The organism is Rhodococcus sp. 66b (assembly GCF_002076325.1).
Classification (GTDB): domain Bacteria; phylum Actinomycetota; class Actinomycetes; order Mycobacteriales; family Mycobacteriaceae; genus Rhodococcus_F; species Rhodococcus_F erythropolis.
In genome coordinates this window covers 434,985-448,115 of sequence record NZ_MUZB01000001.1, presented here as the reverse complement: position 1 = coordinate 448,115, position 13,131 = coordinate 434,985, and the positions used below count along the sequence as shown (strand labels likewise).

Here is a 13,131-nt window from a genome sequence, read left to right as displayed (position 1 = left end):
CATATGAATACCTGAATAGGTGAACAGATGTTTTCGGACACCTGTCCACCAAGGAAAGGACACCCGTGAAACTCCATAAACCAGGCGTTCTGACGCTCACCGCAACCGCCGCAATCGGCGCACTTCTGATCACGTCGTGCAGTAGCCCGACTGGCACCGACTCCTCGGGCAACAACGACGGCCTGGTCTTGGCCGACGGCTACGAACTGGGCGGCTACAACCCGGTCGCAGGGTTCGGAGCTGCCGGTGAGGCCAAGATGTACGACGGTCTCGTCCGGCTCACCGGAGGCACCGGTATGCCGGGATTCGAGCCGTCTCTGGCCGCGGAGATGCCCACGGCCAACACCGACGCGACAGTCTGGACGGTCAAACTCCGCGACGGGGTCACCTTCTCCGACGGATCGACCTTCGACGCCGCCGACGTGGTTGCCACGTACAAGGCGATCCTCGATCCCGCTTCCGCCTCCGAAGCGCGGTCGTCGTACGACATGATCAGCGACGTCGTGGCCGTCGACGACAGCACAGTCGAGTTCCGCCTCGCCTACTCGTATGCCCCGCTGCTGACGAAGATGCTGATCGGCATGGTTCCATCGGAATCCCTCGTGACACCCGGGCTTGCCGCCGAATCGCCGTTGAACACCGCACCGGTTGGTACGGGTCCGTACACACTCGTCGACCTCTCACCGGATCGAGCCGTCTTCGAGGCGAACGAGAACTACTGGGACGGTGCGCCGGAGATCAAGAAGCTGACTCTCCTCTACGTTCCTGACGACAACACCCGCGCCCAACGTATGGTGTCCGGCGAGATCGACGGAACCAATCTCCCTCCACTGCTTGCCAATACGTTCTCAGGCAAGGACAACATGTCCGTGACGGCTCATCAGTCAGCAGACTGGCGCGGGCTCTCACTCCCGACGAACAATCCCGTGGCAGGCGACAAAGCCGTGCGGATGGCGCTCAACCTCGCCGCCAATCGCCAGTCGATGATCGACAACGTCCTGGGCGGACACGGCCGCGTCGCCGCCACTCCGATCCCCGAGGTCTACGGCGATTCGTACAACCCGAACGCAACCTTCGCCTACGACCCGACCCAGGCCGAGCGAATACTCACCGAAGCGGGCTGGATCGAAGGTGCCGACGGAATCCGTTCGAAAGACGGTCAGCGGGCGCAGTTCACGATCATGTACAACTCCGTCGACACCGTTCGACGCGATCTCGCTCAGGCATTTGCCTCCGACGCTCTCGCTGTCGGCATCGAGGTGGACCTCGAAGCACTCTCCTGGGACCGCATAGACCCTCGAATCAACCAGGATTCGACGCTTCTCGGTGGCGGCGACGAACCTTTCGACCCCGACACACAGGCGTACGACGCGCTGAACTCGAAGTACATCGCGCCCGGGGTCGGCAGCATCTACGACAACGCCAGTGACTACTCCAATCCAGCAGTCGACGCAGGCTTGGAAGTAGGACGCCGCAGCCTGGATCAGGCAACGCGTGATGCCGCGTATCGCGACGTACAGCAGGCGTACGTCGAAGATCCCGGGTTTGTCATCCTCGTGTTCCTCGACCATACGTACGTGTCGAAGGATTCCGACTGGCAGATGTCCGGACCGGTACTCGAACCACACTCACACGGTGTGACCTGGGGTCCATGGTGGTCACTGCAGACGTGGGCCCGAGGGCAATGACAGCGGTCGACGTTCGGCCAGACGCGGGGCCGACACGGGGTCACCGTGACAACTCCCGCCGAAAGGCCATCTTCACGATGGTCGGTCGGCGGGTGTTGTTCATCGTGCCGGTCATCGCCGTGGTGTCCGCGGGACTCTTTGCCGCCGCCGCGATCTCACCGTTCGATCCACTGGTCGGCTACCTCGGCACGCGATACATGACGACAAGCGACGCAGACAAAGCGTTGATCGCCGATCAGATGGGTTTCGACAACCCCTGGTACAGCACGTACTGGAATTGGCTCCAGGGTGTGTTCACCGGCGATCTCGGGATCTCCAGATCGTTCAATCAGCCTGTTTCCCAAGTCATCTTCGAACGTCTGCCATGGACCTTGCTGCTGGTCGGGATCTCACTCCTCATCGCGATTCTCGCCTCGCTGACACTCGGTGTTCTCGCCGGAATCCGCAGTGGAGGATTCCTGGACAAGACCGTGTCCGGGCTGAGCGTCGTGGTCCAAGGACTTCCGCCGTTTGTCTTGTCGCTGGGTGCCATCGCGCTCTTCGCGTTGACTCTCGGCTGGCTCCCGGTCGCCGGACTGACCGACGGGGGCGCCGATCCCACACCGGGACAGGTGATCCGGCACTTGGTCCTACCGGTGACGGTGCTCGCCATTTCGCAAATGCCGTGGCTCCTACTTGCCGTCCGAGAGTCCGTCGTGGGTTCGAAAAGTGAGGGATTTGTCGCCGGCGCGGTAGCACGCGGTATCCCGACGCCGACCATCACGAAGCGCCACATACTGCCCACATCACTGGCACCTTTCGTCAACATCGTCGGCGTGCGGTTGCCCGAGCTGATAGTCGGGGCAGTGCTGGTGGAAGAGGTGTTCAGTTGGCCGGGGATCGCCGGCGCCATCGTGTCGTCTGCGCGAGACCTAGACATGGCACTGCTCGCGTTCCTCACCGTCGGTACGACGTTGACGGTCATGCTCGGCTCACTGCTTGCCGACGTCCTCGTTGCAGTGCTCGACCCGAGAGTAGGTACCGATGGCTGAACGACGCTTCAAGATCGCCCTCGGCGTGCTGATCCTCGTTGCGCTGTACGCGGCGTTGGTCCCATGGTTGGCCGACGTCGACGACCGAGTCACAGACTTCTCGGCGGCTCGCCTGGCTCCGTCGTTCGATCACCCGTTCGGAACCGACTCGGCGGGCCGAGATCTATTCGTGCGCATAGCTGCAGGCATCAGAACCTCACTTCTGATCGCACTCGCCTGCGCGCTGCTCGCCACGGTGATCGGCGTCGCCGTCGGCACTACGGCCGGACTGGTCGGCGGCTGGGTGGACAGGTTCGTCATGCGCGGCACCGATGCCGTCAACGCACTCCCCCACCTGTTGCTCGGCATCGTCATCGTCGCGATGTTCCGTGGAAGCATTGCCGCCATCGTGCTTTCGATCGCACTGACCCACTGGACCCAAGTGGCCCGGATCATCCGCTCAGAGATCTTGAGTCTGCGCGAGCGTCCCTACATCGACGCCGCCATTCTCGCGGGAGCAAGTCGACGTCACGTAATCATGCGCCACCTCGTGCCGGCGACCGCGCCACAGGCCTTGATCGCAGTCGTTCTCCTGCTGCCCCATGCCGTCTGGCACGAATCAACATTGTCCTTCCTGGGTTTCGGTCTTCCCCCGCACAAACCCAGTCTCGGGACGCTCCTTGAAGAGGCACGCAGTTCTCTACTCCTCGGCGGTTGGTGGACGCTTGCATTCCCCGCCGCAGTCCTCGTGATCGCCACCGTCGCTGTTGCAGTTGCCGGTTCGGCCCTGCGGTCGATGCTCACGCCCCCTCGACCTTCGGAGCTACGACTGTGAAACGCGGCCTACGCATCAAATCCCTCACCGTCAGGATCCCTTTGCCCGGAGGATCCGTAGTCCACGCTGCGAGCGACATCGACCTCGACGTTCCAGCCGGCACGGTGACCGCACTTGTCGGGGAATCCGGGTGCGGCAAGTCGATCATCGCCACCTCGGTCATGAACATGTTGCCGCCGAATGCTTCTCGAACCGGAACGGTCACCGTCGGTACAGCGGACCTCGAGATCGACGCCTTCTCCGGCACCGCGTTCCGTGGGCGGCACGTGGCTCTCGTTCCACAATCCGCCGCAACACATCTCACCCCCGTCCGGACTGCGCGATCGCAGCTACAGGAGACGATCGACGCACTCGGCAGCGACCACACTTGCGACGCCTTGGCAATTCGCGTCGGACTCGAACCGTCGGCCCTGGACTGTTACCCGCACGAACTGTCAGGCGGCATGGCGCAACGCGTTGCCATTGCCGGTGCGCTGTGCGGGAATCCATCGGTGATCGTCGCAGACGAACCCACCGCCAACCTCGACCGCGAACTCACCGACCACGTCATGGGATTACTTCGAGAGTGCGCTGACTCCGGGGCGGCTGTCCTGCTCATCACCCATGACCTTGCATCACTCACCCGCAGCGATGTCGCGGATCGACTTGCCGTCATGTACGCATCACGCATCATGGAAACCGGTCCGGCGGCTCTGGTGTTCCACGATCCGCTTCACGACTACACCCGAGACCTGCTCGGCGCCTTGCCATCCCGAGGCTTGACTCCTATGCCCGGATCACCACCGCAACTCACCGATCTCCCCGACGACTGCGTCTATCACCTACGACGCCCGGAGTCGAAACAATCCGGTGGCCCGACCGAACTGGTCACACTGGGTGACCGCACGTACCGAACGCTTCGGAAGGTGGGCTGACATGAGTCTGCAAGCTCTGGGAATCACCAGCGGTTACCATCGCAACCGGCCAGTGCTCGAGAACGTCTCGCTCGAAATTCCGCCGGGAAGGCTGATCGGCCTGACCGGGCCTTCTGGCACCGGAAAATCAACACTTGCAAGGATTCTCGCCTCGTTGGATGCACCGTGGTCAGGTGAGGTGCGAATCGACGGATCACCCGTCGTGGGTACCAAATTCTCGGTACCCGCGGCACTGCGCGGGACGGTGTCCATGCTGTTTCAGTCACCTCGCGCATCAACCGACCCTCGGCAGACGCTCGCCTCGATCATCGGTCAACCCGGCGATATTGCCGGTAGGACAATCGATGTGGTCACACTGGCAGCAGAAGTGGGCCTCACTCCCGATCTCTTGTCCCGTAGACCCCACCAGGTGAGCGACGGCCAACTGCAGCGCGCCTGTCTAGCGAGATCGCTGGCGCAACAACCGAAATACCTCATCTGTGACGAGGCGACGGCGATGCTCGACGCCGCCACGACGGCCGCGCTCATTCGGTTGATCGAGAGTCGCGCCACCGAAACCGGCGTCGGCGTATTACTCATCAGCCATGATCGCGAATTGCTCGGCGCCTGCTGCGACGTGGTCCACGACCTCGACGGCATTCGCGCTTAGAGCGTGTTGCCAATCCTGATCCGGTAGTTCACGGCGAGTGTTTATGCGTTTTGCGTGATGCGATTTCGGATGAGGCGTGGGAGGTGATCGGTCCGTTGCTCCCGAAGGTGAAGGCGACCGGTCAACCGCCCGCAGATCGGCGCACGGTGTTCGAACCGACTGCGTGGCGGTTCCGGACGGGAGCGCGCTCCACCGACTCTCCTGCAACACTCGCAACTCTGCCTGGGATCTTCCTTGCCGCCTGCACCAACGAGGCGCTTACTGATCAAACGGCGCCGTGAACGACACCGGTTTGCCGGTGGCGCGCGCGTACGCGATCTCTCGGCGCGTGGACTCGCCAATGTATCCGCGTGGGTTGACGACCAGCACCCGATCAGCCAGGTCGATCTTGCGCAGGTGAAGCGCGTCGAGCAGCGTTTTCTGCTCGACAGAGATCGCCTCGTCTACTTCACCCGGCGCGACGACGATCACGCCTGCGAACGTCAGGTCGCGGTTCGCCTCCCGCATCTCTTCAGCGAATCGCACAGAGCCGCAAATACAGACAATCTCAGGTCGATCAGGCACGCTTCATTCTCTCATCGACCCGAGAACGCACGGCCATACCAGTCTCATCTGCCACCTCGGGCAACACACCCCAGCCCAACAAAATTGACCCTTGACTCGAACACGTGTTCGAGTATTCTTGTGTGTAGGGGATCGGGGGATTCAATGAGTGTCTATCTGTCGGACGTGGTTTCGGGTTCTGCGGTGGGGTTGCGCGGACGCCTGTGGCAGTTGTCTGCTGCGGAGCTGCGTACCGCTGCTATCGAGGCGAGTGCGGAGATTTTGCGCCTCGAAGCCGTTCGGGTGGCCGTGGTCGACGAACTCTCGATGCGCCCGGATGATCAGGTGATCGCCAGCCGCGGAGTGGGTTGCTGGTTGGCGGCAAACACGATGCTGCAAATCCGAGACGGGAAGAAGATCGCCGCCCTCGGTGCAGCGCTACGCCCGTTTCCGGCAGTGGCGACCCGATTCGATGTCGGGGACTGCTCGTTCGATCATGCCGTGTTGATCGTGGCGTTCTGCGAATCACCACCAAAGGGCATGCCGGAGGAAGCGCTCCCTCGCTGTATCGATTTGTTGTTGGCTGCCGCGTCCGGGGTGGAGGCGACGACCACGAAGGTGCGGAGTGTTATCGCGACCTTGGAGCGCATTTTCGAGTCCGATGAGATTCCGCCTGCCGAAGATGTGGATCGGAACGAGCTCCGGATCGCGTCGACGTTGAATGGTCGGGTGGTGGTGCGCGGTGATTTCGATGCCCTCACCGGTGAAATGTTGTTGTCGGCGTTGTCGAATCTGACGATGCCCACCCCTGCACCCGATGGAACCCCCGATGCCCGGTCGGCAGCGAAGCGGACTGCGGATGGGTTCACCGAACTGATCCGCCGGTATCTGGACTGCGCCAAAACCGGTGTCGATGGTGGTCAGCGTCCGCACGTGAACGTGCACATCAACGCCCGCGATCTCGCTGAGCATCGGGACTGCGCCGCAACACCCTCCAAGACTGATGACGGAATGGCTGTATCGGATCTCGATGTCGGGCACATGCCCTGGCTCGGGCCGCTGTCGGTATCCCAGACCAGGCTTCTCGGCTGCGACTGCTTCCTGTCCACCGTACTGCTCGATGATCACGGCGCACCGCTCGATGCGAAACCCGGGAAACGGTTGGTCACCGCGGAGCAGCGAGTGGCGTTGATCGCGAGAGACAAGGGCTGCGCCTTCCCGGGCTGCACATGTGTGCCCGCGTGGACCGATGCACACCACATCCGGCACTGGGCCAACGGCGGGCCGACCGTGATGAACAACCTTGTCCTGTTGTGCCGTTCGCATCATCGGTTGATGCACCGGAAATCCGGATTCGTCGGGAAATGGGAAATCCGCATCGGCGTCGACAACAAACCGTGGTTCATCCCGCCGCCCTCGATCGACCCCGGGCAGCATCCGCGGCCGGCGAACACCACCTTCAAAACCTGAGGACGAACCTCAGGCACATAACTTCACGCCAGGTCCGCATCGGGGGGAGCACCTCCGATGCGGACCTGGCGTGCGTTCATGTTGGTCAGCCCCCAACCGTCAAGTCGTAGAGAGTCACCCCGTCCACCGTTGTGGCGGTGAAGTTTTCGGTCACCCACGTCGAGATGGCGGTAGCGGTACCTTCGGCGTTCATACCGCCACCCATCCCGCCGCCGGCGATGAAGAAGTGAATCTTGCCCTCTGACACGTACTGCTGGAACTGCGCGAGCGTCGGGGACGGATCACTCCCGTTGAACCCTCCGATAGCCATGACCGGTGACTGCGTCGCAAGCTGATAACCCGATGCGCTGTTGGACCCGATTGCCGCGGCTACCCACGTGAACTGGTCGGAGTTCTCTTCGAGTGTGGACACGACCGCGGCTCCCGGTGTGCTGCCCTGAAGCAAACCACCGGCTGCGCCGCCGCCCATTGCGCCCCGCATTCCGTCGGTGGTCGATGTGGTGGTACCCGGAGCTGTTGCACCACCGGGCATCTGACCCATTCCTGCAGGGGGCGTTCCCGGCGTTCCGGTGCCAGCCCCGTCAGTCCGACGGTTCCCGCCGTCAGCCGTGCCGCCGAATCCTCCGAATCCTCCGCGGCCACCGCCCGGCCCGCCCATTCCACCTTCGACGCTCGGTCCGGCCGAAACTATGGAACCGGTATGCGGAGTGTTGATCGTGTCGATCGCGTACGCAGTCGGACCCGCCAGACCGGTGAAGATCGCCGCGAGGATCACTGCCACAGCCAATCGACCTCGCGTCGCTGCCGGCATCAGCACTGCCACGGCAGTGACGATGCCGACGACCAGAATCGCCCAGCGAAGCCACGGTACGAACGAAGGCGAGCGTCCGAGCAGTACCCACGCCATCGCGACGGTTGCCGCCAACGACACTGCCAGAACGAGGCGAACCCAGAGGACGTCACGATGACGCCAAGCGAATACGGATCCTGAACCGATCAGTGCGGCGATCGCCGGCGCCAGCGCAACGGTGTAGTAAGCGTGGAAGATTCCCGCCATGAAACTGAAGGTCAGTCCGGTCACCAACAGCCACAGTCCCCAGACGATGAATGAAGCGCGCTGTGTGTCAGCGCGGGGAGCCCTGCCTCGCAGCACGATTCCGGCCACCAGAAGTATCAGCGCGGCAGGAATCAACCAGGCAATCTGTCCGCCCTGGGCAGATTCGAACAGTCGGGCAATGCCGGTACTCCCCCACATACCGCCACCGGCCCCACCACCTGGTGCCATGCCTCCCGCTGCCATACCGCCTGCGGCCTCGCCCATTCCGGGGAAGCCTCCCGCAGCAGCACCGGCCGCAGCATCACCAGCACCGCGCATTCCGCCGCCGCCGACGCTTCCGGTCTCGTTGCCGCTCAAGCGTCCGAGCCCGTTGTAGCCGAGCGTCAGTTCGAGAATCGAATTGTTCTGCGAACCACCGATCCACGGACGCGAGTCGGCCGGCCACAGTTCGACGATTGCCAACCACCATCCGGCGGAGACGATCAGTCCGCCCAGTGCCGCGAACAGTTGGAGTACGCGCTTACCCAGTTTCGGCGGTCCGGCGATCAGATAGGTGAGCGCCAGCGGTGGAACTACCAACATGACCTGCAATTGCTTTGTCAGGAAACCGAATCCGCAGAAGATACCGACCAACACCAGCCAGCGGGTGCGACCGTCCTGCACGGCGCGCATCATCGCCCACACTGCTGCGATCATCAGGAGCACCAGCAGGGCATCTGGGTTGTTGAACCGGAACATCAGCGCCGCTACGGGTGTGAGCGCAAGTACCAAGCCGGCGAGGAGGCCGGCGGCCGCACCGAAATACCGTCGAACCGTTCCCCACAACAGCGCAACCGATCCGACCCCGAGGAGTGCCTGCGGCACCAACATCGCCCAGGAATTGAGTCCGAAGATACGAACCGACAGCGACATCAACCATAGGGACATCGGCGGCTTGTCGACGGTGATCGAGTTGGCAGCATCCGAGGAACCGAAGAAGAAGGCCTTCCACGACACCGAACCTGCCTGTACTGCAGCAGCATAGAACGAGTTGGCCCATCCGGACGCGCCCAGGCCCCAGATGTAGGCGACTCCGGTGCCCACCAACAACACTCCGAGCCCCCAAGGTTCCCAGCGCACCTGACGCTGCGGTTCCGGCGCCGGCAGCGGCGCGGCGAGTGTCTCTGCAGTGGCGGTCATCGATTGGCTCCTACGGATTGTGCGGTGCGAAACACCCAGCGCAGCGCGACGAATCGGCTCACTGTGGCAACAAGATTGGCAATGACGAGCACGGCAAGCTCCACGTGCTTGGACGCGTCGGGCGCCATGACGTCGAGAACGAACAACGATCCGCTGGTGAGCAGTAGACCGAACCCGAACACGAGCAGGCCCTGCATCTGGTGACGGGCGGATCCTTCCGACCCGCGGATCCCGAAGGTGAAGGCTCGATTGGCGGCGGTGTTGAACACTGCCGTCACCAGCAATGCGACGGCGTTGGCCCACTGCGCCCCCGTCACCGAGTGCAGTGCGAGGTAGAGCAGTGCGTACGCGAGTGTCGAAATGACTCCCACCACGGCAAAGCGCGAGAGCTGCCCGACCATTCCGCGAGGGACTCCGGGAACCAGTGGTTCACGTCCGAAACTCGCCCTGAGCTCAGCCAAGGGAAGGGAACCGGTCGACAGTGCTCGCCCGACGCGGACCACACCTTTGAGGTCGGCAACTGCGGTGGCAATGATGTCCACCCGACTGTCCGGATCGTCCACCCAGTCGACGGGGACCTCGTGAATCCGCATGCCCGCTCGCTCGGCCAGCACGAGCAATTCGGTATCGAAGAACCACCCGGTGTCCTCCACCAGCGGAAGTAGTTGCCGCGCAACATCGACTCGCATGGCTTTGAATCCGCACTGAGCGTCGGAGAAGCGAGCATGCAGTGCGCTTCGGAGGATGAGGTTGTAGCTACGTGAGATGAACTCGCGTTTGGGGCCGCGTACCACGCGCGACGAACGTGCCAACCGGGAACCGATGGCGATGTCCGAGTGGCCGGAGAGCAGCGGAGCAATCAACGGCATCAGGGCATTGAGATCGGTGGAGAGGTCGACGTCCATGTACGCGACCACGTCGGCATCGGAGTCGCTCCACACCTGCCGCAGTGCTCGACCACGGCCCTTCGCATCCAGGTGGACGACCCGGACATCGTCGAATTCTTCGGCGAGGGAACGCGCGAGTGCCAACGTGCCGTCGACACTGGCGTTGTCCGCGATGGTAATTCGTGCAGAGAATGGCACCTGTGTGCGTAAATGCCGGCGCAGGCGCCGCACGCACGTCTCCAGGCCGGCCTCTTCGTTGTATACCGGGACGACCACGTCCAGCACTACAGTCGTCGCGGAAAGCTCCCCTGCGTCCGTGCTGCCCGCGGTCTGCATGGCTTCTGTCGTCATGCGTCCTAGATTTGTCGGGCCGGCTCCGACGAACCTGCGTCCAGCCTGGGAGTTTCCTGGCAACCGGACGCGGGCTAATCTCGGGGTATGCCTTCAGTCTTCAGCGCCATCATCAACGGAGATCTACCAGGACGTTTCGTGTGGGAGGACGACGACGTTGTCGCGTTCCTGACCATCGCGCCGGTAACGCAGGGCCACGTACTCGTGGTACCGCGAGCCGAGGTCGATCAGTGGCAGGACGTGGATCCTGAACTCTTTGCCAAGGTCACCGCGGTTGCCCGCACCCTGGGTCAGGCTGTGCGGAAGGCGTTCGACGCGCCTCGGGCGGGTCTCCTCATCGCAGGTCTGGAAGTTCCGCATCTTCACGTTCACGTCTTCCCCGCATACGACATGGGGAACTTCGACATCAGTGGTGCCGATACTTCGCCGTCACCCGAATCTCTCGACGAGGCGCAGACCAAACTCAAGTCGGCGCTACGCGACCTCGGCTTCGAGGCAACTGTCTCGACTCGTTGATCGCGTACCTTCGACCGAATTTCGCTGGCCGATAACTGGACTCCCCGCCGCAGCCCCCAACGGAGGTTGCGGCGGTCGCATTTGTCGCTCCTACCGACCGTGACCTGCGATTGCACACCGAACAGTCCGTTTCGCGCTGTCGCGCGAGCACGAGATTCGCTGCTACCGTGGGGCGCTGGTCCGGGACCTAGGGCCCTAAAACTGGTTCACGTGTTAACAGTCGGAGGACAAGGGAGCAATGCAGGAACGTGCCAAGATCAGTCGCCGACAGATTCTTCAAGGCGCTGCTGATCGGTTCGAAGTCACGGGGTACGGCAGCACGAGCATGAATGACATCGTGTCCGCGGCGCAGATGACCAAGGGCGCGGTCTATTTCCACTTCTCGTCCAAAGACGAATTGGCTCAGGCGGTCATCGAAGAACAGCACCAGATGTCGATCACTGCCTTCACCGCAGTTGCAGCCACGGGCGCACCGGCACTGGAGCAGCTCGTCATGGTGTGCCACGAGATGGGTCGCCAACTCGTCGCGGACCCGATTGTTCGTGCGGGAGTCCGACTTACCCTCGAATTGGCCTCTGCCGACGGTTCGCAAGGCCCGTACGTCGTGTGGATCCGCGAGCTTCGAAAACTGGCCGAGGCCGCGAAGCTCGAAGGCGACATCCGCGACGACGTGGAGCCGGAATCGGTGGGTCGCGTGGCGATCTCGGCATTCACCGGCGTTCAACTGGTTTCGAACGTACTCACCAGACGAAGCGATTTGAACGACCGTATCGACGAATTGTTCACCATCCTGTTGGCAGGCGTGGTCTCGGACAAGCGTCGGACCGACGTCGCCGAACTGGTCGGACGTCGCCTCGAAACTTATGCGTCCTGACCCCCGGAACACCTTGACCCCCGCAACACCCTGACCCCCGCAACACCCTGACAATCGGAACACCCTGACAATCGGTTGATTCGGCGTATCAGCACCGAACCGTGCGCCAACCTTCGTCGATTCGTACAAGACCCCCCGTCGTCGACTCACTATCGTCAGATCCACGAATAACCCAGATATACGGATACCGACGAAAGGGCTTCTCGAATGACCGAAACCGCCACGTACGTTGAGAGCGCACAGCAGGAGATCGCTGCTGTTCTCGCCGAAGCGAAGACCGATGCGTTCGTCCACGCACGCGACATCGATTCCGGCGAAGAGTTCGGCTACGGCGCTGACGAAGGTGTCATCCTCGCCTCCGTTTTCAAGATTCCTGTTGTACTGCAGTACGCCCGTGAAGTAGCGGCCGGCACCCTTGATCCGACCGAGCACGCCACGGTGACCGCCGAGTTCCGCTCCGGCGGCATCGGTATCGGCGGCTGCGCCGACGACGTCACCGCAAGCTGGCGAGATCTCGCTCTGCTCATGATGAGCTTCAGCGACAACGCCGCCACGGATTTCTTGTACGAACGCCTCGGACTCGACAACATCGTCGCAACGCTGCGCGGGCTCAGTTTGGAGAAGACCAACTTGGTCCGTGACTGCCGTGGTCTGTTCAAATCGGTCTACGACGACCTCGGTGTCGACAAGGGCACCTTGCTGGAAATGCCGCCCATCGAAATTCTTCGGACAATTTCCGTCATGGATCCGGCCCGCTCCAACTCCAGCACTCCTCGTGAGATCACAATGTTGCTGGCTGCAATCTGGAGGGACGAAGCCGGCCCCGCATCAGCCTGTGAAGAAGTCCGAACCATCATGAGCAAGCAGGTCTGGCCGCACCGCCTTTCGTCCGGTTTCCCCGACGAGGTCACTGTCGCCGCCAAGACCGGAACGCTGGGATTGGTACGAAACGAAGCCGGCGTCGTGGCGTACCCGGACGGCAAGCGTTACGCCGTCGGTGTCTTCACCAAGTCACACGAACTCACCCACCGCGCCCCGAAGATCGACGCCTCCATCGGAACCGTCGGCCGCATCGCTGTCGAAGCACTTCGCAACAACAGCTGATCTGAACCCACTGACAAAGAATGCGGGTCACGCTGAGAAATCAGTGCGACCCGC

13 protein-coding genes are annotated in these 13,131 nt (G+C 62.5%); 10 read left to right on the top strand and 3 right to left on the bottom strand.

All coding sequences use genetic code 11. From position 1 onward, the window contains the following. Positions 1–65 precede the first annotated feature (65 nt). From B0E55_RS02015 to B0E55_RS32580, 6 genes are read left to right on the top strand one after another with little or no spacing between them, the layout of a single operon-like run. Positions 66–1,688 carry an ABC transporter substrate-binding protein gene (locus B0E55_RS02015; protein ID WP_080908980.1) on the top strand — a complete coding sequence of 541 codons (1,623 nt, stop codon included), beginning with the start codon at positions 66–68 and terminating at the stop codon, positions 1,686–1,688. Continuing rightward, a complete protein-coding gene (locus B0E55_RS02010) occupies positions 1,685–2,719 on the top strand; it encodes an ABC transporter permease (RefSeq protein WP_080909055.1) in 1,035 nt (344 codons plus the stop codon). The genes B0E55_RS02015 and B0E55_RS02010 overlap by 4 nt, the downstream gene beginning before the upstream one ends. Continuing rightward, a complete protein-coding gene (locus tag B0E55_RS02005; protein WP_020906350.1) occupies positions 2,712–3,533 on the top strand; it encodes an ABC transporter permease in 822 nt (273 codons plus the stop codon). Before B0E55_RS02010 ends, B0E55_RS02005 begins: the two co-directional genes overlap by 8 nt. After that, the gene (locus tag B0E55_RS02000; protein WP_080908979.1) at positions 3,530–4,447 is read left to right on the top strand and encodes an oligopeptide/dipeptide ABC transporter ATP-binding protein; all 918 of its coding nucleotides are present in this window, start codon (positions 3,530–3,532) and stop codon (positions 4,445–4,447) included. The genes B0E55_RS02005 and B0E55_RS02000 overlap by 4 nt, the downstream gene beginning before the upstream one ends. A gap of 1 nt (position 4,448) precedes the next feature. Next, complete coding sequence (locus tag B0E55_RS01995) at positions 4,449–5,096, top strand: ABC transporter ATP-binding protein (RefSeq protein WP_080908978.1); 648 nt, start codon at positions 4,449–4,451, stop codon at positions 5,094–5,096. Between the two features lie 50 nt (positions 5,097–5,146). Beyond that, positions 5,147–5,377, top strand: coding sequence for a transposase (locus B0E55_RS32580; RefSeq protein ID WP_020906347.1), 231 nt, complete (start codon positions 5,147–5,149; stop codon positions 5,375–5,377). Here B0E55_RS32580 and B0E55_RS01985 read toward each other — a convergent pair. Further along, entirely contained in the window at positions 5,355–5,603 is a 249-nt protein-coding gene (locus tag B0E55_RS01985; protein ID WP_225320279.1) for a hypothetical protein, read from the bottom strand. The two genes, B0E55_RS32580 and B0E55_RS01985, sit on opposite strands and share 23 nt — an antisense overlap. Positions 5,604–5,804: 201 nt before the next feature. Between B0E55_RS01985 and B0E55_RS01980 the strand changes: the two genes are divergently transcribed. Continuing rightward, entirely contained in the window at positions 5,805–7,109 is a 1,305-nt protein-coding gene (locus tag B0E55_RS01980) for an HNH endonuclease signature motif containing protein (protein WP_080908976.1), read from the top strand. A gap of 85 nt (positions 7,110–7,194) precedes the next feature. Here the strand turns inward: B0E55_RS01980 and B0E55_RS01975 are convergent, their stop codons facing one another. After that, positions 7,195–9,345 (bottom strand): glycosyltransferase family 39 protein, encoded by a 2,151-nt coding sequence (locus tag B0E55_RS01975; protein WP_020906344.1) that lies wholly within the window; start codon positions 9,343–9,345, stop codon positions 7,195–7,197. Continuing rightward, complete coding sequence (locus tag B0E55_RS01970; protein ID WP_080908975.1) at positions 9,342–10,583, bottom strand: dolichyl-phosphate beta-glucosyltransferase; 1,242 nt, start codon at positions 10,581–10,583, stop codon at positions 9,342–9,344. Before B0E55_RS01970 ends, B0E55_RS01975 begins: the two co-directional genes overlap by 4 nt. A gap of 87 nt (positions 10,584–10,670) precedes the next feature. On the opposite strand from B0E55_RS01970, the gene B0E55_RS01965 reads away from it, so the two are divergent. The 3 genes from B0E55_RS01965 to B0E55_RS01955 all read left to right on the top strand — a co-directional run bounded on the left by B0E55_RS01965 (position 10,671) and on the right by B0E55_RS01955 (position 13,077). Then, positions 10,671–11,099 (top strand): HIT family protein, encoded by a 429-nt coding sequence (locus tag B0E55_RS01965; protein ID WP_019747035.1) that lies wholly within the window; start codon positions 10,671–10,673, stop codon positions 11,097–11,099. A 238-nt stretch (positions 11,100–11,337) separates the two neighbouring features. Further along, positions 11,338–11,973 carry a ScbR family autoregulator-binding transcription factor gene (locus tag B0E55_RS01960; RefSeq protein WP_019747034.1) on the top strand — a complete coding sequence of 212 codons (636 nt, stop codon included), beginning with the start codon at positions 11,338–11,340 and terminating at the stop codon, positions 11,971–11,973. 207 nt (positions 11,974–12,180) lie between these two features. After that, a complete protein-coding gene (locus tag B0E55_RS01955; RefSeq protein ID WP_080908974.1) occupies positions 12,181–13,077 on the top strand; it encodes a serine hydrolase in 897 nt (298 codons plus the stop codon). Positions 13,078–13,131: the final 54 nt, after the last annotated feature.

Excerpts from the sequence above, each read along its gene's own strand:
- B0E55_RS02010 (WP_080909055.1), top strand. The coding sequence starts at position 1,685 with ATGACAGCGGTCGACGTTCGGCCAGACGCGGGGCCGACACGGGGTCAC.
- B0E55_RS02005 (WP_020906350.1), top strand. The coding sequence starts at position 2,712 with ATGGCTGAACGACGCTTCAAGATCGCCCTCGGCGTGCTGATCCTCGTT.
- B0E55_RS01995 (WP_080908978.1), top strand. The coding sequence starts at position 4,449 with ATGAGTCTGCAAGCTCTGGGAATCACCAGCGGTTACCATCGCAACCGG.
- B0E55_RS01985 (WP_225320279.1), bottom strand. The coding sequence starts at position 5,603 with ATGCGGGAGGCGAACCGCGACCTGACGTTCGCAGGCGTGATCGTCGTC.
- B0E55_RS01980 (WP_080908976.1), top strand. The coding sequence starts at position 5,805 with ATGAGTGTCTATCTGTCGGACGTGGTTTCGGGTTCTGCGGTGGGGTTG.
- B0E55_RS01975 (WP_020906344.1), bottom strand. The coding sequence starts at position 9,345 with ATGACCGCCACTGCAGAGACACTCGCCGCGCCGCTGCCGGCGCCGGAA.
- B0E55_RS01970 (WP_080908975.1), bottom strand. The coding sequence starts at position 10,583 with ATGACGACAGAAGCCATGCAGACCGCGGGCAGCACGGACGCAGGGGAG.
- B0E55_RS01965 (WP_019747035.1), top strand. The coding sequence starts at position 10,671 with ATGCCTTCAGTCTTCAGCGCCATCATCAACGGAGATCTACCAGGACGT.
- B0E55_RS01960 (WP_019747034.1), top strand. The coding sequence starts at position 11,338 with ATGCAGGAACGTGCCAAGATCAGTCGCCGACAGATTCTTCAAGGCGCT.
- B0E55_RS01955 (WP_080908974.1), top strand. The coding sequence starts at position 12,181 with ATGACCGAAACCGCCACGTACGTTGAGAGCGCACAGCAGGAGATCGCT.